This window comes from Curtobacterium sp. AC268, from assembly GCF_979258745.1.
Genome location: NZ_OZ409878.1, coordinates 2,378,179 through 2,396,334 on the forward strand (window position 1 = coordinate 2,378,179; position 18,156 = coordinate 2,396,334).

Sequence of the window (18,156 nt, forward strand, 5' to 3'; positions counted from 1 at the left end):
CGACACGGGCCGCGGACACTGAACGGCCATTCAAGCACGCGTCAGGCGGATCGGCGTGCCGCCCAGCGCCCTTCCGACCGCAGGATCGCGAGCGGGAAGTCGAACGCGTGCGACACCGCCGACGACGTGATGACCTCGTCCGAGGTGCCCTGAGCAACGACGGCGCCGTCGCGGAGCAGCATCGCGTGCGACGTCGAGGCCGGCAGGTCCTCCAGGTGGTGGGTCACCATGACGCTGCCCAGCTCGGGGTGCCGGTGCCGCAGCGCGTCGACGGTCTCGAGCAGGTGCTCCCGTGCGGCGACGTCGAGGCCGGTCGCCGGCTCGTCGAGCAGCAGCAGCTGGGGTTCGGACATCAGAGCGCGGGCGATGAGGGCGCGTCCCCGCTCACCCTGCGACAGCACCGGCCAGCGGGCGTCCCGTCGTGCGCTGAGTCCGACGTCGGCGATGTGCTGCTCGGCCAGCGCGACCTGCTCGGCCGAGGGCTCCCACCGCATCATGAGGTCCGTCGTGCCGGTCAGCCCGGTGAGCACCGTCTCGAGCACCGTGAGCGGCGACAGCATCCGGTGCCGAGGGTCGACGTGGCCGATGTGCTCCCGGAGTTCGCGGACGTCGACGCGTCCGAGGCGGCGGCCGAGGACCTCGACCGTGCCGGCTGTGGGGTGTCCGGTCGCGCCGAGGACAGCGAGCAGCGTGGACTTGCCGGCACCGTTCGGTCCGAGCAGCGCCCAGTGCTCCCCGCGCCGGACGGTCAAGTCGACGTCGTGCAGCAGGTCGCGGCCGGAGCGCGTGACGCGGACCCCGGTGGCGTGGATCAGGACGTCGTCGTGCGCGTCGGTCATGACCCCATCGTGCCCCACCGCGCCGTGACGTCGTCCACGTGCGCCCGTGCGACGTCGACGAACAAGCGAGCTGCGAGCCGAGCGGTCCCGACGGCACCGCTGCCGGCGGTGGCGTCGAGCGAGAGCCAGAGTGCCTCCGCGTCCCACTGCCGGAACGCCGGAGCCTCGGGCAGTGCGTACGCGAGCCTGGACATCACGAGGCGCAGCGCCGCACGCGTCCAGCGGTTGCCGGACTGCTCGGACAGGAACCGGGTGACGGCGAAGGCGCTCTCGGTGTAGCGGTGGTCGCGGACCTGGCCGTCGGCGCGGGCGCGTTCCACCAGCCGGTGGAACTCGTCGAGCGCCGGACCGTCGAGGCCGGGCAGGACGCGGACGGTCGCGTGGGCGAACACCCCGCTGAGCAGCTCCATCGTGTCGCGCCAGGTGGTGAGCGACGGCTCGACGACACGGTACCCACCGCCGCCACCCTCGACCAGGCCGAGGTCGTGCAGCCACCGGACCGCTTCGAGCACCGCCTGGGGCGGGGCTCCCGTCCGGACCACCAGGCCCTCGAGCGAGTGCGTCGAGCCCGCTGGCAGCGAACCCGAACGCACGTCGCGGAGGAGCGCGCGGTGCACGGCACCCGCGCGCCGTTCGGAGGCGTCGTCGGCCGGTCGACTGGTCCGGGGGACCCCGATGTTCCGGCGGTGGACGTCGAACAGATCGTCCAGCACCTCGGCTGCCGCGGTGGCGTCGGCCGGGTCGCCGGTGTCCAGCGCCCGGGTGGACGTGGTGAACCAGGCGTCGACGTCGTGGACCGACCAAGCCCGGGTCGGCACGCGGGCCCAGCGCAACCGCTCGAACGCCCGATGGCCGAGGTCGCGGACCAGGGCGTTCGGGCAGTGGTCGAACCAGAACTGGCAGGTGGCGGAGAAAGCCGTGGGGCGCTCCGGCAGCCGCAGGGCCGCGGTCAGTGCGGCACGTGCGACCAAGCGCTCGTACTCGCCGCGCTGCTCGGCGGTGAGCGTCGGGATCGTGGTCCGGAGCGCCGGGCCGATCAGCGCGATCCAGTCGTCGAGCGCATCCGACAGGTCGGCGTCGGACAGTTCCTCGTACAGCCACGTGTCGTCCGGACGTCGGGTCAGTAGCCCCAGGTCCTCCAGACGTGCGGCCGCACCCCGCACGTGGCCGCGCGGGACGGCCCATGCCCAGCGCATCGCGTCGAGGTCGACGGCGACGGGTCCGCGGGGCCCGGCGCGGACATGGGCGAGCAGCGCCTCGTAGGCGTCGTCGTTCGACGCCGCCCACGGGTCGGCGTCACCCCACTCGCCGTCGACCACGGGGATCAGCCGCGGTCGGCGCGGACCGCCTCGATGTGCTGTTCGAAGTTGCGGGTGAGGGCGCGTCCAGCCTCGGCAGCGCCTTCGCCGTCGCGTTCGGAGAGGGCTTCGTGCAGGATCGAGAAGAACGCCTCGGATCCGTACTGCTCGAACGCCGGCGTGGGGTTGAGCGTGAAGCGGACCCGCTCCATGGCGCCGACGGCCGCGTTCTGCACCAGGGGGTTCCCGGAGTGCTCGACGGCGAACTCGATGATCTCGGTGAGGGCGCCGCTGAAGCCGTAGTCCCGCACCTTGCGCATGCGGTCGGCCTTGTCGAGCAGCACGGTGAGGGCTTCGACGTCCTCGTCGCTGTACTCGGGGACGCCCCAGCGCAGGCTGAGCTCGAAGAACCCGGCGGTCGCGCGGGTCGCGATGACCCAGTCCTCGAAGGTCGGGGTGGCGACGCGGGTGTACCGGTTCGCCTCCATCTCGACCAGGCCGATGTCGACGAGCTTCGCGATCGCCTCGCGGATCGGGGTGCGACTCACACCCAGCCACTGGACCAGCTCGTCGTCGTTCAGGCGCTCGCCGTGCTGCAGCGTGCCATCGCGCAGGGCCGCGAGCATCTTGTCGTAGACGACATCGCGCAGGAGCTTCCGGGGAGAACTCTCCACGGTGGACTTGGGGACCGGCATGTCATCTCCTCGAGGACGAAATCGACACTCGAAATCCTAGCGTGCCAATATGCAAACGTTTGCTAAATCAACCGCTCGGGAAACATCCCGGATCAGCCCGCCACGGCGACGACAGTCCGGCCGTGCACCCGGCCTGCGACGACCTCGGCCCCCACCGCGATGGCCTGCTCGGGCGTGACCGTGCGGGTGACGTCGGCCAGGAGCGCCGCGTCGAGGTCGGTCGCGAGCCGGTCCCAGGCCCGACGTCGGAGCTCGAGCGGGGCATCGACGGAGTTGATCCCGAGCAGCGAGACCGACCGCAGGATGAACGGCAACACGGTCGTCGGCAGCGCGGAGTCCTGCGCCAGCCCGCACGCCGTCACGGCACCGCCCCACCGAGTCGAGGCCAGGACGTTCGCCAGCGTGGTCCCGCCGACGCTGTCCACCGCTCCGGCCCAGGTTGCGCGCTGCATCGGCTTGCCCGGCTCGGACAGGGTGCCGCGGTCGACCACCTCGGTCGCCCCGAGTCGGCGGAGCGAGTCCGTGTTGGCCGCGCGACCGGTCGACGCCGTGATCCGGTACCCGCGGGCCGCCAGCAGTGCGATCGCCACGGTGCCGACCCCGCCGGACGCCCCGGTCACCAGCACCGGCCCGTCGTCCGGCGCGACGAAGCGCTCGAGCGCCAGCACACTGAGCATCGCCGTGAACCCCGCGGTGCCGATGGCCGCCGCGAACGAGTCGTCGATCGCCTCGGGCAGCACGACGAGCGACCCGGACGGCACCACGGCCTGCGTTGCCCAGCCCCCGTGCCGGGTCTCACCCAGGCCAGCGCCGTTCAACACCACCCGGTCACCGATCGCGACCTCGTGCACGCCCGGCCCGAGCCCCGACACCGTGCCGACGACGTCGATCCCCGGCACGAGTGGATCGAGCCGGGCGACGCCGGGGTTCCGCGCGAGGGCCAGGCCGTCCTTGTAGTTGACGCTCGAGTACGTGACGTCGACGAGGGCCTCGCCCTCGGCCGGATCCGGCAGGTCGACGTCGGTGACGGTGGGCGGGGCTGTAGTGGACACGAGGACGGCGCGGGTCATGCGCCGGACGCTACCCCGGGCCTCCCGGCGGCCTGCCCGTTCTTTCCCAGAACGCGTGCGATGCCTGGTGGATTCGGGCGTACCGGGGCAGAACATCCGACCAGGTACGCCCGATTCGACCCGGTACGCCCGAAACGGCCCCCGCCCCAGCCCCGCCACGACCCGCCCCCGCCCCACCTAGCCGAACATGATGGCGGCCTCGTCGAACCGCGCCTGCGGCACGGTCTTGAGCTCGCCGAGCGCCTCCTCGAACGAGACGTGCTCGATCTCGGTGCCCCGCAGCGCCACCATCCGGCCCCAGCGCTCCTCGACGACCGAGTCGATCGCCGCCAGCCCGAGCCGGGTCGACAGCACCCGGTCGTACGCGGTCGGCGTGCCACCGCGCTGGATGTGCCCCAGGGTCGTGGCCCGCGTCTCGATGCCCGTCATCTCCTCGATGAGGGGCGCGAGGCGCTCGCCGATGCCACCGAGTCGCGGGCGCCCGAAGGCGTCGAGTCCGCGCTCGGTGTGCGCCGTGTCCTCGTGGTCGGGGACGAAGCCCTCGGCCACCACCACGAGCGGTGCGCGACCGCGGTCGTACGCGGCCCGCACCCACTTCGCGATCTGTTCCATGCTCGTCTTCTGCTCGGGGATGAGGATCGCGTGCGCGCCCGCGGCCATGCCGGAGTGCAGCGCGATCCAGCCCACGTGCCGACCCATCACCTCGGCGACCATGCAGCGCGAGTGCGACTCACCGGTGGTGCGCAGGCGGTCCATGGCCTCGGTCGCGATGGCGACGGCGGTGTCGAAGCCGAAGGTGTAGTCGGTCGCGCCCAGGTCGTTGTCGACCGTCTTCGGCACGCCCACGATCTTCAGGCCGGCGTCGGTCAGGCGCTTCGCGGCGGCCAGGGTGCCCTCGCCGCCGATCGCGACGATCGCGTCGATCCCGTGCCGCTGCAGGGTCGCGGAGATGTTCTCGACCCCGCCGTTGGGGCCCTCGAACGGGTTGGTGCGGCTGGTGCCGAGGATCGTGCCGCCCTGCTTCGCGATGCCCTGGATGTCCTTGCGGCCGAGCGGGACGATGTCGCCGTCGACCACCCCGCGCCACCCGTCGCGGAAGCCGACGAAGTCGTGTCCGTAGATGGCGATGCCCTTCAGGACGATCGCGCGGATGACCGCGTTCAGGCCGGGGCAGTCGCCTCCGGAGGTGAGGATGCCGATGCGCATGGTGAACTTCCGTCGTCGGGTGGTGGGGATCAGTGCCCATCATGACTGACGGTGGTTCCGCATTACCATCCCCGTGTGTCCCTGCTCGCTTCCGCCGCCGTCGACGACGCTGGTGCGTCCGGTGACGCGTCTCGCGTCGACACGGTGTACCGGCCTGGAGGCGCGGTGGACGTCGCGTCGACCCTGCGGCCCCTGCAGCGCGGCTCCGGCGACCCGGCCTTCCAGGTGGTCGGCGGCGTCGTGTGGCTCGCGCTGCGCACTCCCTCCGGTCCCGCTTCCGTGGCGATCCGGCGGGCCGGCGACACCATCGCGGTGTCGGCGTGGGGGAGCGGTGCGTCGTGGGCGGTCGAGCACGCCCCCGATCTGCTCGGACGGGGCGACGACTGGTCGTCGTTCGACGTCTCCGGCAACGAGTTCCTCGCCGCGGCACGAAACCGGCAGCCCGGGCTCCGGCTGCTCCGCACGAACACCGTGGTCGCGATGCTCGTGCCGGCGATCATGGAGCAGAAGGTGACCTCACGCCAGGCGTGGGGCGCGTGGCGGTACCTGCTCCGTCGGCACGGCACCCCGGCGCCCGGTCCGGCACCCGCGGGCATGATGGTGCCGCCGGACGCTCCGACGTGGGCGCGGATCCCGAGCTGGGAGTGGCACCGGGCAGGCATCGAACCGGGGCGCTCGGCCACCGTGATGCGCGCCGTGAAGCTCGCGCCGGCACTCGAACGGACCCTGGTGCACGGCCGCGGCGGCGAGGTCGTGTCCACGAAGCTGCAGTCGATCCCCGGGGTCGGTCGGTGGACCGCCGCCGAGACGGCCCAGCGCTCCCACGGCGACCCGGACTCACCCAGCGTGGGGGACTTCCACGTGCCGGCGCTCGTCGGGTGGGCACTGACCGGTGCCCCCGTGGACGACGACGGGATGCTCGAGCTGCTCGAACCCTGGCGCGGGCACCGGGAGCGTGTCGTGCGGTTGATCGGCGGCTCCGGGTTCCGGAAGCCGTCGTTCGGGCCGCGGATCACGATCCAGGACCACCGGGGGCACTGAGCACGAGCGACGGCTCGCCGGCCGTTACTGGAACACCTGGGTGAGGTCTCCGTTGCCCAAGGCATCCACGATCCACATGACGGCGACCAGGAGCACGGGCGGCACGACGTACCCGAATTCGGACTTGACCGACGCCGCAGCGAACTTCTCGGCGCGCGCTGACGCCCGACCGGACACTGTCCCACCGACGATGCGGAGCATGTTCTGCCATTCGAGGATCTGCACGATCGCGAAGAGCACCGCGGCGAGTGCGGCCAGGAAGACCACGGTGATCTGGAGACCGCTCAGCCAGATCGCCGGGCCGTGCAGGGCTCGAGCGACTTCGATGGGGTACTCGATCGACCAGGACGAGTCGTTGCCCCTGACGCTCTCCGCGAGGGCCTGGAAGTCGCTCAGGCGATGGCTGCCCCAGGTCCGGTGCAGCGCGAACGTGACGATCAGCGCGCACTCGACCGCAAGGACGACGACGACGACGATGATGCGGATCACCCGGCGGTCGCCGAGCACGCCGAGTCTCGCTGATCGGGCCAGCGCGACGACGAACCCGACCGCGCCGCCGACGGCCGCACCGAGCAGCAGTCCGAACGCGAGGTTCGAGTACGAGACGAAGCCGAGGGCAGCGACCAGGCCCACCGCGGCTGCGAGGATGATCGGCCCCCAGTCGCCGCCTCCTGAACTCGACTGGTTGTTCTGCGCTTGGACCGTCACGTTCTGCTGGATCGACATCCGCTGGTCGTAGAAGTGCAGGTCGCGTGCATCTCGTCCCGCCTGGACGACCGTCCCGCTGTTGTTCGTGACCTGCTGGAACGGTGATCCCGATCCACTCGCGGACTTGCCCTTGCCCTTCCCCCCGACGGCGAGGCTGAACACAGCGATGATCACGGCAGCGACCAGCGCGACGATCAGATCGGCCCCTTTGTCCGCGAGCGACACCGATCCGGTTGCAGCAACGATGCCGCCGGTATTCCCCATGCTGGTATTCGTACCGGCGTCGGGAGGCGGTGTCAACCGGTCCCGACCGCGCGGCTCGTCAAAGGTCAGGGGTGGCGGGTGCCCTCGCCTGCCAGCACGGCGCGGTAGCCCTCACGGAACGTCGGGTACTGGGGCGCCCATCCCGTCGACCGGAGCAGCGCGTTCGACAGGCGCTTGTCGCCGCCGGCCTGCCGCGCGTCACCGTCGCCCGTCGACGGCTCGGCGACGTGGAGTTCGTCGGCCAGGAACCGCAGCACGTCGTCCAGCCGACTCGGCTCGTCGTCGGTGCCCAGGTAGAGCGGTGCCGGGTCCGGCAGCGCCGCCAGGTGCACGAGCGCTGCGGCGGCGTCGTCGCGGTGGATGCGGTTCGTGTGTGGTGAGGTCCCCGGCGCCAGCCGTGCGGCACCGGACCGGACCTGGTCGATGAGCCGCTCGCGGCCCGGACCGTAGACGCCCGACAGCCGGACCAGCACGGCGCCGGGAGCACGTTCGCGCAGCAGGACCTCGGCCTCGACCAGGACCTCGGCGGTCGGGGTCGCCGCGCGCGCGGGTGTCTTCTCGGTGACCTCGCTGCCGTCCGAGACGTCGTACACGGCGGTCGAGGACACGACGAGCACCCGGGGGTCGGCCTCCGATGCGTCGATGCCGTCGAGCACGTTGCGCAGGCCGTCGACGTAGGTGGCGCGGTACTCGTCGACATCGCGGCTGCCGGCGGCGAAGGCCACGACGACGACGCTCGTGTCGGCCGGGATCTCGGGGACCTCGTGTCGCAGGTCGACGCTCCGGCCGGTGATCGGCGCGGGGATCAGCTCGGCGCGGCGGCGGAGTCCGATCACGTGGTGGCCCAGGTCGGCGAAGCGCAGGCCGGCTTCGGTCCCGAGGTCGCCGCATCCGGCGATGACGACTGTCGTGGAGTTCTGCACGGCTCGACCTTGGCACGGTCTCATGGTGGAAGGCGGGGAGCTTGGTGATAATGGTTCTCAACTGGGCGATCACCGTCCGGTCTTCTCGACAGGAGTTCCATGTCCCCTCGATCCCTGCGTCTCCTCCCCGCGCTCGTCCTGGCCGGGCTCGTCCCGCTCGTCGCCACGGCGATCGCCGTCCCCGCCTCGGCCGCTCCCGCCGTGACCCGGACCGCCCACCACAGCTGGCTCGTCACGGCTGACCCGACGGCGAAGCGCGTGTACGTCGACGACGCCGTCACGGGCAGGCGGACCGCCACCCTGAGCGGGATCGAGTTCGGCACCCACGCGGGTTCCGTGCAGCTCGGCCACGGCCGGATCGCGTTCATGGACGAGTCGAAGCCCCAGCTCGACGTCATGGCGATCGGTCCCCGCGGCACCGCACGGATCGCGCAGCACTACGCGATCCCGAACGCCGACGGGCGCTGGGAGCGTGCCGGATGGTTGTCGACCGACACCGCGCGCCGGCACCTGGCGGTCGGCTCCGACTTCGACGGCTCCGAGCGGCAGCGGGTCACGGTCATCGACCTGCAACGGAAGGTGGAGCGCACCGCCCGGATCGACACCTCGGCGGTGCAGCTCGCCACGACCGGCAAGCGCGGCACCGAAGAGGTCGAGACGTTCCTGGTCGGCAGCCCCCTGCGCCTGGTCGTCACCGCGGGTGGACGCCTCGACGCCTACTCCGTGTCCGCGATCATGCGCGGCGCGACCCACCCGCGCCCCGTCGCGACCACGCCCCTCGGCGCGTACCCGCACGGCCCGGTCGTCAACGCCACGGGGACGGTGATCGGCTCCGACCTGGCCGCCGGCGTGCAGACCGTCCGGGTGACGCGGACCGGCTTCACGGGCTCCCGGTCCGTCGCGTACCCGAAGCCGAGCGTGCAGAGCTACCGGCCACGCATGGCGCCGGACGGGACGACCGTGGTCGGCACCCAGGCCGGCAGCACGGCTGCGGGCACCCCGTGGAACACCGTCCCCGCGTACCTGACCACCTCGTCGACGTCCTCGAGCAGGATCCACAGCGTCGACCTCGGCACCGGGTCCTTCACCCGGGTCGCCGTCACCGCACGGTTCGCCGCCATCGCGCTGACCTCGGGCACCGGGGACTCGCTCGTCCTGGTGCGGAAGCAGGCCGACGGTGTCTACTCCGGCCGGACGACCTCGGTCCCGCTCACGCCGCTGCACAAGGGGCCCGTCGCCGGGCAGTCGGCCGCCGGGGCATCGGTGCGGTTCACCGCGGCGACCGACGACGGCCGCAGTGTGTTCGTGACGCGGGGTGACGAGGGGGAGATCACCCAGATCGACACCACCGGTGCGAGGCCCTCGGTGCTCCGCACCATCACGCTGCCGACGGCGCTCGCCGGGGGCGGGTACCTGACGACGGTCGACTCCACCATGCGTCCGTACGACCTCAGCGGACGCTGACGGGCCGTCCTGCCGGCGGGCCGAACCGCTGACCACCGACCGACCAGCCGCCGACCGCCCCACGGGGTGGTCGGCGGCTAGGGTCCTGGTGTGATCGTCTGGTTGAACGGAACCCACGGGGCGGGGAAGACGACGACGAGTCGACTGCTCCAGCCGTTGCTGCCCGGTTCGCGGATCCTCGATGCCGAGAAGGTCGGCGAGGTGCTGATGGACGTCACGCCGGCGCTGCCGGCCAGCGACAACTTCCAGCACTGGGACCCGTGGCGGCCGCTCGTGGTCGAGACCGCTCGCCGGGTGCACGACTACGTGGGCGGGCCGCTCATCATGCCGATGACGGTCCTGGTCGAGGCCTACTGGCGGGAGATCGCCGCGGGGCTCGCCTCCCACGGGATCCCGGTCCGGCACTTCGTGCTGCACGTCGACGGGCCGACGCTCCGCGACCGGATCCAGAACGACCGGATCGTGGGGCCGTCGACGTTCCGGTTCGCGTACGTCGACGCCTACGCCGAGGCGGCGCGCGGCTGGCTGCATGCCGAGGCAGAGGTCATCGACGCGACCGAGGCCCCCGCCACCGAGGTCGCACAGACCGTCGCGGACGCGGTGACGTCAGAGCGCTGACCGCACGAGCGCCCGGAGACCAGGGGCCTCCGGCTGCGCGTGGTCGACCAGCACCGCCCGCATCCCGGCTGCCCGGGCACCGGCCACGTCGCGCTCGGGGTCGTCACCCACGAAGAGACAGTCCGCCGGGTCGACGTCGAGCTGTGCTGCCAGGGCGTGGAAGGCGCGGACGTCCGGCTTCTGGAACCCGATGCGTTCCGAGATGCAGACGACGTCGAACGCGTCGGCCAGGCCGGTACGAGCGAGCTTGTCGAGCTGCTGGGTCTCCGTGCCGTTCGTCAAGAGACCGAGGCGGTGTCCGAGGTCGCGCAACTCGTGCAGCAGCGGCAGGCCCTCGGGGAAGAGCCGCCAGGCCTCGCGGTACGCACGCAGGTAGTCGTCGAACACGGCGTCCAGGCCGGCATCGTCCCCGGGGACCGCGACGCCCAGTTGCGGCAAGACCGTGCGGAGTCGTGCGCGTCGCTGATCCTGGAAGCCGATCACCCCGGATCGCCAGCGCTCGAACTGCTCGTCCTCGGCGGTGAACCAGGCGCCGATCGCTGCCTCCGTGCCCTCGACGCCCAAACCCTGGAGGAACCGGGTCAGGCCCACGCGAGCGGACCCGCGGTGGTCGAACAGCGTCCCGTCCAGATCGAAGCAGATCGCTCGAGGAGTCGCCACGCGCCCAGGCTACGGCCCGTTCGACCAGCGGGAACAGCCGGGAGCGGGACGGCTCTGTCCGCCGCACGCAGCCCCGGGGTTCGCCACCGCCCGGATCATGCCGGAGACTGGTGCGGGTCGCTCACGAAGCCGCCCGCCCCACCACCAGCAAGGAAGGCTCCGCATGCCCGAGCTCCCCGTCGTGTTCGAAGTCGGCTCGATGATCGCCCTGGTCGCGATCCTGCTCGCCGACCTGCTCATCGTCGCGCGTCGCCCGCACGTGCCGACGCTGCGCGAATCCGGCATCTGGGTGGGCATCTACGTCGGGCTCGCACTGATCTTCGCGGTGCTCATGCTGGTCTTCGCCGGTGGCGACTCCGCCGGGCAGTTCCTGGCGGGCTGGTTGACCGAGTACAGCCTGAGCATCGACAACCTGTTCGTCTTCGTCATCATCATGGCGCGCTTCTCGGTGCCGAAGAAGATCCAGCAGGAGGTGCTGCTGCTCGGCATCATCATCGCGCTCGTGCTCCGCGGGATCTTCATCCTGGTCGGCGCGCAGCTCATCGAGAACTTCTCGTGGATCTTCTACATCTTCGGCGCCTGGCTGATCTGGACGGCGATCCAGCAGCTCCGCGGCGAGGACGAGGACGACCAGAAGGACACCTTCATCGTCCGGCTGCTCCGCCGCCGGGTCCGTCTCACCGACACGTACGACGGCATGAAGTTCCGCACCCACCACGACGGTGTCCGGCACTTCACGCCGCTGCTCATCGTGCTCATCGCGATCGGCACCACCGACCTGCTGTTCGCGCTCGACTCGATCCCGGCGATCTTCGGCATCACCGAGAGCCCCTTCATCGTGTTCACCGCGAACGTCTTCGCGCTGATGGGTCTGCGCCAGCTCTACTTCCTGCTGGGCGGACTGCTCGAGCGTCTGGTCTACCTGAAGTACGGCATCGCCGTGATCCTGGCCTTCATCGGCGTGAAGCTCGTCCTGCACGCGCTGCACGACAACGAGCTGCCGTTCCTGAACGGCGGTCACCACATCGAGTGGGCGCCGGAGATCAACACGTGGGTGTCCCTGCTGGTGATCGTCGCCGCGATGGCCGTGTCGACGCTGGCGAGCCTCGTCCGGATGCGCGGGGAGACCCCCGCCGACGACGCCGTGACCGCGGACGACACAGCGGCGGACGACGACCGGGCGGACCAGGACCGCGCCGACCAGGACCGAGCCGACCAGGACCGGGCCCGCACCTCCGACTGAAACCCGTTTGAACGATCTGCCCTGCTGCCTCGTCGTTCAGGGTATGGCACTCCGCAAACGCACCAAGGTCATCATCGGGATCTCCGCCGGCGTCGTCGTCGTGGCGGCAGCAGCCGTCATCGCCGGCCCGGTCATCTACGCGAACACCGTCAACGGCCAGGCCGCCGCAGCCCCCTCGCTGTCGGCGTCCTCGTCCGGCACCCTCGACGCGAAGGACGCCGACGGCACCTGGACCAGCACGAGCAGCTCGTACGCCGGGTACCGGGTGCACGAGGTCCTGCAGGGGAATGATGTGAACGTGGTCGGACGCACGAAGGACGTCGAGGGCACCGCCGTCGTCGACGGCGGCTCCCTCACCAAGGCGACCGTCACCGTCCAGGTCGGCAAGATCAGCACCCCCGAAGCGGCCCGCGACGAGTACTTCCGCTCCACCGCGCTGCAGACCGACAAGTACCCCACTGCCACGTTCGAGCTGACGAAGCCCGTCGACGTCACGAAGGCGCTCGACGGCTCCACGCAGGACGTCACCCTGACCGGCACGATGGACCTGCACGGCGTCGAGAAGCCGGTCACGGCCGACGCGCAGGTCGCGGTCGGCAAGGGCGGGACCGTCCAGGTCGCCGGCACCGTGCCGATCACCTTCGCCGACTACGGCGTGAAGGCCCCGTCGCTCGGCTTCGTCACCGTGGACGGGAAGGGCTCCGTCGAGTTCTCCCTCGACCTCGGGAAGTGACCGTGACGAGTCGTTCCGCGGACGAGCTGCTCGCGACGCTGTACCGCGAGCACGGTGACGCGCTCACGCGGTACGTCCGGCACCTCACGCGGGACGGCTCGACGGTCGAGGACGTCGTGCAGGAGACGATGGTCCGCGCCTGGCAGCGTCCGGCCGTGCTCGAACGGGCACCCGACAGCGCGCGGGCGTGGCTCTTCACGGTGGCGCGCAACCTGGTGGTCGACGACGCGCGGTCGGCCCGCAACCGGCGTGAGCACGGCACCGAGCACCAGGTCGAACGGATCGAGTCGGACAGTACGGACGCCGTGCTGGACCGGATCGTGGTCGCCGACGCACTCGCGTCGCTGACCCCGGACCACCGCCGCGTGGTGGTGGACGCGTACTGGCTCGGGCACACGGTGCCGGAGATCGCACGGCGACACGACATCCCGGAGGGCACCGCCAAGTCGCGGTTGCACTACGGGCTGCGAGCCCTCCGGCTCGCACTGCAGGAACGAGGAGTGACCCGATGAGCGACGACAAGTACGCGGAGTGGGATGCGGCGTACGTCCTGGGGTCGCTCCCGGCCGGTGAACGCCTGGAGTACGAGCGGCACCTCGAGACGTGCGACCGCTGTGCGGCCGCCGTCGCCGAGCTGGTCGGTCTGCCGGGGCTGCTCGGCAAGCTGCCGGCCGACCAGGCGATCGAGATCGCAGAACCGGACGGGAGGCCCGACACCCGTTCCGAGAGCGACCTCGCCTCCGTCGCGCACCGCGTCCGACACCGTCGCCGCCGTCGCCGGGTCTGGGTCGCCGCCACCGCGGGGCTCGCGGTGGTCGCCGCCGTCCTGGGCGGGCTCGCGGTCGGTGCCGCGGGGGAGCGCACCACGGTGCAGGCCGGTGCCGCTCCGACGGCAGCTGCCACCGCCGACCGCTACGACATGACCGGGTTGCAGGGACTCGACGTCCAGCTCGCCATCAGCGGCGAGCAGTGGGGCACCCGCTTCGACTGGGGGTGCTCGTACGGCGGCAAGGAGTGGTCGCCGGACGGGTCGATCCTCTACGACCTGGTGGTCGTCCGGACCGACGGCACGACGCAGACCGTGGGGTCGTGGACTGCTGCCGGCGCGGACGCACGAGGGCTGTCGGCGTCGACGGACATCCCGCGGGACGAGATCGAGAGCGTGCAGGTCCGGCTGCGCGGTGAGCGCGGCGCGCTCGCCGTCGTCACGCTCTAGCCGATGTCGGCCTCGTCCGAGGCGTCGTCGGGGCCGATGGCGTCCTGGACGCGCGCACTGACGGACCGCAGCGTCTCGGCGTCGGTCCCCACGGGCCTCCAGAACAGGTCCTCGAGCGCGCCGGTGTGTGCGCGGATGCCGGCGAGCACCGCGCGACGGCCGTCCGCGGTCATCACCACCCAGCTGCCGCGGGCGTCGCTCGGGCAGTCCGCCCGCTCGACCAGGCCGCGGGAGACCATCCGCGTGACCTGGTGGCTGACGCGCGACTTCTCCCAGCCGATCCCCGCGGCGATGTCCCGGACGCGCAGACGGTGGTCGGGGTCGCGGTGCAGGCCGATCAGGATCTCGAACTCGGGGACGGAGATGCCGGCGCCCGCCTGGACGGCTCGGTCGAGCGCCCGGTCGAGTCGTCGCCAGGCGTCGTGGTACGCGTCCCAGGTGACCCAGTCGTGGCCACCGTTGCCCTCCGTCGACATGCCGACCAGCGTATCCACCGGGCGGACGGTCGGTCCGCCCAGCGACCCCTTTCATCCGCTCGGATGACTCCTGGCCGACGTACGGCGTGCTCCGAGGTCGCGTCGGACGTGCGGCATACGATCGGGGGATGCCGAGTGCTCGCCTCCAGGACACCACCGATGACGCCGTCGTGCTCGTGCGCCGGTGGCTGGCGGCGTCCGCCGGGGTGAAGCCCGACCCGGGTGCGGTCCGTCTGGCCGAGGTCCTGCGCGACGAGCAGGGCCTCGACTTCACCCGGGGTTTCGTGGACAAGGTCGTCCGCCCCGAAGACCCCCGCGTGGCGGCACGGAACCTCGAGCAGCTGAGCCGTGACGTCCCCGACTTCCTCGCCTGGTACCTGCGCGGGGCGGTGACGCTCGGCGGTGGGTTCGCCACCATGGCACCGTGGGCCGTGATCCCGACCGCACGCCGGACCCTGCGCCGGATGACCGGGCACCTGGTCATCGACGCGAGCACGAGCAAGCTCGGCCCGGCCCTCGCCAAGGTCCGCGGTCCGGGCACCCGACTGAACGTGAACCTGCTCGGCGAAGCCGTCCTCGGCAGCGCCGAGAGCGACCGACGCCTGCAGGGCACCATGGACCTGCTCGCCCGCGACGACGTCGACCACGTGTCGATCAAGGTGAGCTCCGTCGTGCCGCAGACCTCGCCGTGGGCCTTCGACCAGACGGTCGAGCGCGTCGTCGACCGGCTCGTCCCGCTCTACCGCCTGGCCGCGGCGCCGACGGCCGCCGGACGCCCGGCCAAGTTCATCAACCTCGACATCGAGGAGTACCGCGACCTCGACGTCACCCTCGCCGTGTTCCGGGCGCTGCTCGACCGTGACGAGTTCGCCGACCTGCAGGCCGGCATCGTGCTGCAGGCCTACCTGCCCGACGCCGCGGGAGCGCTCGACGCGCTGACCGAGTGGGCACAGGAACGCCGGGCGCGCGGCGGTGCCCCGATCACGGTGCGGCTCGTCAAGGGCGCGAACCTCGCCATGGAGCACGTCGACGCGATCCTGCACGGGTGGCCCCTCGCCACCTGGGGCAGCAAGCGCGAGACCGACACCGCCTACCTCCGGATGCTCGACACCGCACTGACGCCGGAGCGCGCCGACGCCGTGCGGATCGGGGTCGCCGGACACAACCTGTTCGACCTCGCCACCGCGTGGGTGCTCGCGCAGCGCCGAGGGGTCACCGACGCCGTCGACGTCGAGATGCTGCTCGGCATGGCGTCCACCCACGCCCAGGCCGTCCGGGCCGACGTCGGGCAGGTCCTGCTCTACACGCCCGTCGTGCAGCCGGACGAGTTCGACTCGGCCATCGCGTACCTCGCCCGGCGCCTGCAGGAGAGCGCGAGCCCCGAGAACTTCATCGCCGCCGCAGCCGACATCGACCACGACGCCAGCGTCTTCGAGCGGGAGCACAGCCGGTTCCTGGCGTCCGTCGCCGCACTCGACGAGCCCGTCCCCGCCAGCCACCGCACGCAGGACCGCCACCGTGCCCTCGGCGAACCCGTCCTGCGCGACGCGTTCCGCAACGCCCCCGACACCGACCCGTCCGTCGCCGCGAACCGGGCCTGGGCGCTCGACGTCCTACGCCGGGTGCCGCGCTCGCAGCTCGGCGCGCAGACGATCCGCGGCGCGAAGGTCGCCGACCGGTCCAAGCTCGAGCCGATCATGGCGCGGACCGCCCAGGCCGGCGTGAACTGGGGGCGGCAGGACCCGTCCGACCGTGCCGAGCTCCTCGACCTCATCGGGCACGAACTCGAGACCCGCCGCGCCGACCTGATCGAGGTGATGGCCGCCGAGACGGGCACGACCTTCGCCGAGGCCGACGCCGAGGTGACCGAGGCCGTCGACGCCGCCCACTACTACGCCGAGAGCGCCCGCCGCCTCGGTGACGTCGAGGGCGCGCAGTTCGTGCCGCCGCGGCTGATCGTCGTCGTGCCGCCGTGGAGCTCCCCGGTCGCGATCCCCGCCGGTGGCGTGCTGGCGGCGCTCGCCGCGGGCAGCGGTGTCGTGCTCAAGCCCGCGCCCGAGGCGAAGCGTTCCGGTGCCGTGTTCGCCGACGTGCTCTGGGACGCCGGGGTGCCGCACTCGCTGCTGCAGCTCGTCGACCTGGCCGAGGACGAACTCGGCCGCGACCTCATCGGCCACCCCACGGTCGACCGCATCATCCTGACCGGCTCGTCGGACACCGCCCGCTCGTTCCGCTGGTGGCGTGCCGGACTGCCGCTCACCGCCGAGACGAGCGGCAAGAACGCCATCGTCGTCACGCCGAGCGCCGACCTCGACCTGGCGGTGCAGGACATCGTGCAGTCCGCCTTCGGGCACGCCGGACAGCAGTGCTCGGCGGCGTCCCTCGTGATCCTGGTCGGGTCCGTGGCTGAGAGCGAGCGCTTCCAGCGGCAGCTCGTCGACGCCACCCGCACGCTCCGGGTCGCGTGGCCGGACGACCCCACGGCGCAGGTCGGCCCGCTCATCGCCGAACCGCAGGGCACGCTCCGCCAGGGACTGACCGAGCTCGGGCCGGGGGAGTCCTGGCTCGTGCAACCCGAGGCGGTCGACGACTCCGGCCGGCTCTGGTCGCCGGGCATCCGGGACGGCGTCCGACCCGGCAGCGACTTCCACCAGACCGTGCACTCCGGCCCGGTGCTCGGCATCATGCGCGCCGAGACCCTCGAGCAGGCGATCGCCATCCAGAACGGCACCGACTTCGGGCTGGCGGCGGGAATCCACTCGCTCGACGTCGACGAGGTGTCCGAGTGGCTGGCCCGGGTCCACGCCGGCAACCTGTCCGTCAACCGCGGCATCACCGGTGCCGTCGTGGGGCGCCAGCCGTTCGGTGGCTGGAAGGGTTCTTCGGTCGGCACCGGCACCAAGGCCGGCGGCCCGATGTACGTCGCGACCCTCGGCCGCTGGCAGCCCACACCCCGGACGGTGCACAAGAGCATCCAGCTGCACGGCCTGCCCCCGCGCGTCACCGCGGTGATCGAAGCCGCACGCAGCGGGCTGTCGTTCGAGGAGTTCGACCGTGTCCGCGCCGGAGCCCTGAGCGACGTGCATGCACGAGAGACGCTCTTCCGGTCGCGGGACCTGTCCGGGCTCGTGGTGCAGCGGAACGTGCTGCGCCACCGACCCCAGTCCGTCATCGTGCGCCAGGCCGAGGACGCCTCGACCGTGGACCTCGTCCGGACGCTCGTGGCCGCGACCTCGGCACGCGCACACATCCTGCTCAGCACGGCTCGGCCGCTGCCCGGCCCGCTCACGCAGCTGCTCGCGTCGAACCGGTCCCCGCTCGACGTCGTCGACCACCTGGTCGAGTCCGACCAGGAGTTCCACGCCCGCGCGTCGTCGGGAGCCGTGTTCCAGGCGGACTGGTCCACCGACCAGGACGACCAGCCGGTCGACGCGCTCGAGGCCGTGCTGTCGCAGGGGCAGGACCGGCCGGCCCACACGGCGTTCGGTGGTCCCGGTGCCCGGATCCGGTTGCTCGGCGGTGACCCGCTCGCCCTCGAAGAAGCCCTGGGCGCGAGCATCGACGTCGCGATCCACGACGCCCCCGTGGTCGAGGCCGGCGTGATCGAGATGCTGCCGTACCTGCGCGAGCAGTCGGTGTCGATCACCGCGCACCGGTTCGGCGACGTCGACAGCGACTTCTCCGAGCTGCGCGTCTAGGCGC

General features: G+C 71.8%; 17 protein-coding genes. 8 read left to right on the plus strand and 9 right to left on the minus strand.

What is annotated here, in order from left to right; all coding sequences use genetic code 11:
• Positions 1 to 41: 41 nt before the first annotated feature.
• The 5 genes from ACZZ9K_RS11300 to ACZZ9K_RS11320 all read right to left on the minus strand — a co-directional run bounded on the left by ACZZ9K_RS11300 (position 42) and on the right by ACZZ9K_RS11320 (position 5,108).
• On the minus strand, positions 42 to 839 hold the full coding sequence (locus ACZZ9K_RS11300) for an ABC transporter ATP-binding protein (RefSeq protein ID WP_138802278.1): 798 nt from the start codon (positions 837 to 839) through the stop codon (positions 42 to 44).
• Positions 836 to 2,158 (minus strand): GntR family transcriptional regulator, encoded by a 1,323-nt coding sequence (locus ACZZ9K_RS11305; protein WP_463444077.1) that lies wholly within the window; start codon positions 2,156 to 2,158, stop codon positions 836 to 838. Before ACZZ9K_RS11305 ends, ACZZ9K_RS11300 begins: the two co-directional genes overlap by 4 nt.
• A gap of 5 nt (positions 2,159 to 2,163) precedes the next feature.
• The gene (locus tag ACZZ9K_RS11310; protein WP_138802280.1) at positions 2,164 to 2,832 is read right to left on the minus strand and encodes a GntR family transcriptional regulator; all 669 of its coding nucleotides are present in this window, start codon (positions 2,830 to 2,832) and stop codon (positions 2,164 to 2,166) included.
• A gap of 92 nt (positions 2,833 to 2,924) precedes the next feature.
• A complete protein-coding gene (locus ACZZ9K_RS11315) occupies positions 2,925 to 3,902 on the minus strand; it encodes an MDR family oxidoreductase (RefSeq protein WP_463444078.1) in 978 nt (325 codons plus the stop codon).
• A 177-nt stretch (positions 3,903 to 4,079) separates the two neighbouring features.
• Entirely contained in the window at positions 4,080 to 5,108 is a 1,029-nt protein-coding gene (locus ACZZ9K_RS11320) for a 6-phosphofructokinase (RefSeq protein WP_027467034.1), read from the minus strand.
• A 75-nt stretch (positions 5,109 to 5,183) separates the two neighbouring features.
• On the opposite strand from ACZZ9K_RS11320, the gene ACZZ9K_RS11325 reads away from it, so the two are divergent.
• Complete coding sequence (locus ACZZ9K_RS11325; protein ID WP_463444079.1) at positions 5,184 to 6,149, plus strand: DNA-3-methyladenine glycosylase family protein; 966 nt, start codon at positions 5,184 to 5,186, stop codon at positions 6,147 to 6,149.
• A 24-nt stretch (positions 6,150 to 6,173) separates the two neighbouring features.
• Here ACZZ9K_RS11325 and ACZZ9K_RS11330 read toward each other — a convergent pair whose 3' ends face one another.
• Together ACZZ9K_RS11330 and ACZZ9K_RS11335 are read right to left on the minus strand one after the other, a co-directional pair.
• Complete coding sequence (locus ACZZ9K_RS11330) at positions 6,174 to 7,121, minus strand: hypothetical protein (RefSeq protein WP_463444080.1); 948 nt, start codon at positions 7,119 to 7,121, stop codon at positions 6,174 to 6,176.
• A 65-nt stretch (positions 7,122 to 7,186) separates the two neighbouring features.
• A complete protein-coding gene (locus ACZZ9K_RS11335) occupies positions 7,187 to 8,044 on the minus strand; it encodes an NAD-dependent epimerase/dehydratase family protein (protein ID WP_463444081.1) in 858 nt (285 codons plus the stop codon).
• Between the two features lie 99 nt (positions 8,045 to 8,143).
• Here ACZZ9K_RS11335 and ACZZ9K_RS11340 point away from each other — a divergent pair, with 99 nt between their 5' ends.
• Both ACZZ9K_RS11340 and ACZZ9K_RS11345 read left to right on the plus strand, forming a co-directional pair.
• On the plus strand, positions 8,144 to 9,508 hold the full coding sequence (locus ACZZ9K_RS11340) for a hypothetical protein (RefSeq protein ID WP_463444082.1): 1,365 nt from the start codon (positions 8,144 to 8,146) through the stop codon (positions 9,506 to 9,508).
• Between the two features lie 90 nt (positions 9,509 to 9,598).
• Entirely contained in the window at positions 9,599 to 10,126 is a 528-nt protein-coding gene (locus tag ACZZ9K_RS11345; RefSeq protein ID WP_463444083.1) for a DEAD/DEAH box helicase family protein, read from the plus strand.
• On the opposite strand, the gene ACZZ9K_RS11350 is transcribed toward ACZZ9K_RS11345, so the two are convergent.
• Entirely contained in the window at positions 10,115 to 10,786 is a 672-nt protein-coding gene (locus tag ACZZ9K_RS11350; protein ID WP_463444084.1) for an HAD family hydrolase, read from the minus strand. The two genes, ACZZ9K_RS11345 and ACZZ9K_RS11350, sit on opposite strands and share 12 nt — an antisense overlap.
• A 163-nt stretch (positions 10,787 to 10,949) precedes the next feature.
• Between ACZZ9K_RS11350 and ACZZ9K_RS11355 the strand changes: the two genes are divergently transcribed.
• The 4 genes from ACZZ9K_RS11355 to ACZZ9K_RS11370 are packed head-to-tail and all read left to right on the plus strand — an operon-like array spanning position 10,950 to position 13,978.
• The gene (locus ACZZ9K_RS11355) at positions 10,950 to 12,029 is read left to right on the plus strand and encodes a TerC family protein (protein ID WP_463444085.1); all 1,080 of its coding nucleotides are present in this window, start codon (positions 10,950 to 10,952) and stop codon (positions 12,027 to 12,029) included.
• A 43-nt stretch (positions 12,030 to 12,072) separates the two neighbouring features.
• Positions 12,073 to 12,762, plus strand: a complete 690-nt coding sequence (locus ACZZ9K_RS11360; RefSeq protein ID WP_463444086.1) for a YceI family protein — start codon at positions 12,073 to 12,075, stop codon at positions 12,760 to 12,762.
• The gene (locus tag ACZZ9K_RS11365; RefSeq protein ID WP_071245305.1) at positions 12,759 to 13,274 is read left to right on the plus strand and encodes a sigma-70 family RNA polymerase sigma factor; all 516 of its coding nucleotides are present in this window, start codon (positions 12,759 to 12,761) and stop codon (positions 13,272 to 13,274) included. The genes ACZZ9K_RS11360 and ACZZ9K_RS11365 overlap by 4 nt, the downstream gene beginning before the upstream one ends.
• Entirely contained in the window at positions 13,271 to 13,978 is a 708-nt protein-coding gene (locus ACZZ9K_RS11370; RefSeq protein ID WP_463444087.1) for an anti-sigma factor, read from the plus strand. The genes ACZZ9K_RS11365 and ACZZ9K_RS11370 overlap by 4 nt, the downstream gene beginning before the upstream one ends.
• Here the strand turns inward: ACZZ9K_RS11370 and ACZZ9K_RS11375 are convergent.
• Positions 13,975 to 14,454 (minus strand): MarR family winged helix-turn-helix transcriptional regulator, encoded by a 480-nt coding sequence (locus tag ACZZ9K_RS11375; protein WP_463444088.1) that lies wholly within the window; start codon positions 14,452 to 14,454, stop codon positions 13,975 to 13,977. The two genes, ACZZ9K_RS11370 and ACZZ9K_RS11375, sit on opposite strands and share 4 nt — an antisense overlap.
• Before the next feature lie 128 nt (positions 14,455 to 14,582).
• Here ACZZ9K_RS11375 and ACZZ9K_RS11380 point away from each other — a divergent pair, with 128 nt between their 5' ends.
• Positions 14,583 to 18,152: a proline dehydrogenase family protein gene (locus tag ACZZ9K_RS11380; RefSeq protein WP_463444089.1), complete on the plus strand. Its 3,570-nt coding sequence runs from the start codon at positions 14,583 to 14,585 to the stop codon at positions 18,150 to 18,152.
• Positions 18,153 to 18,156 lie beyond the last annotated feature (4 nt).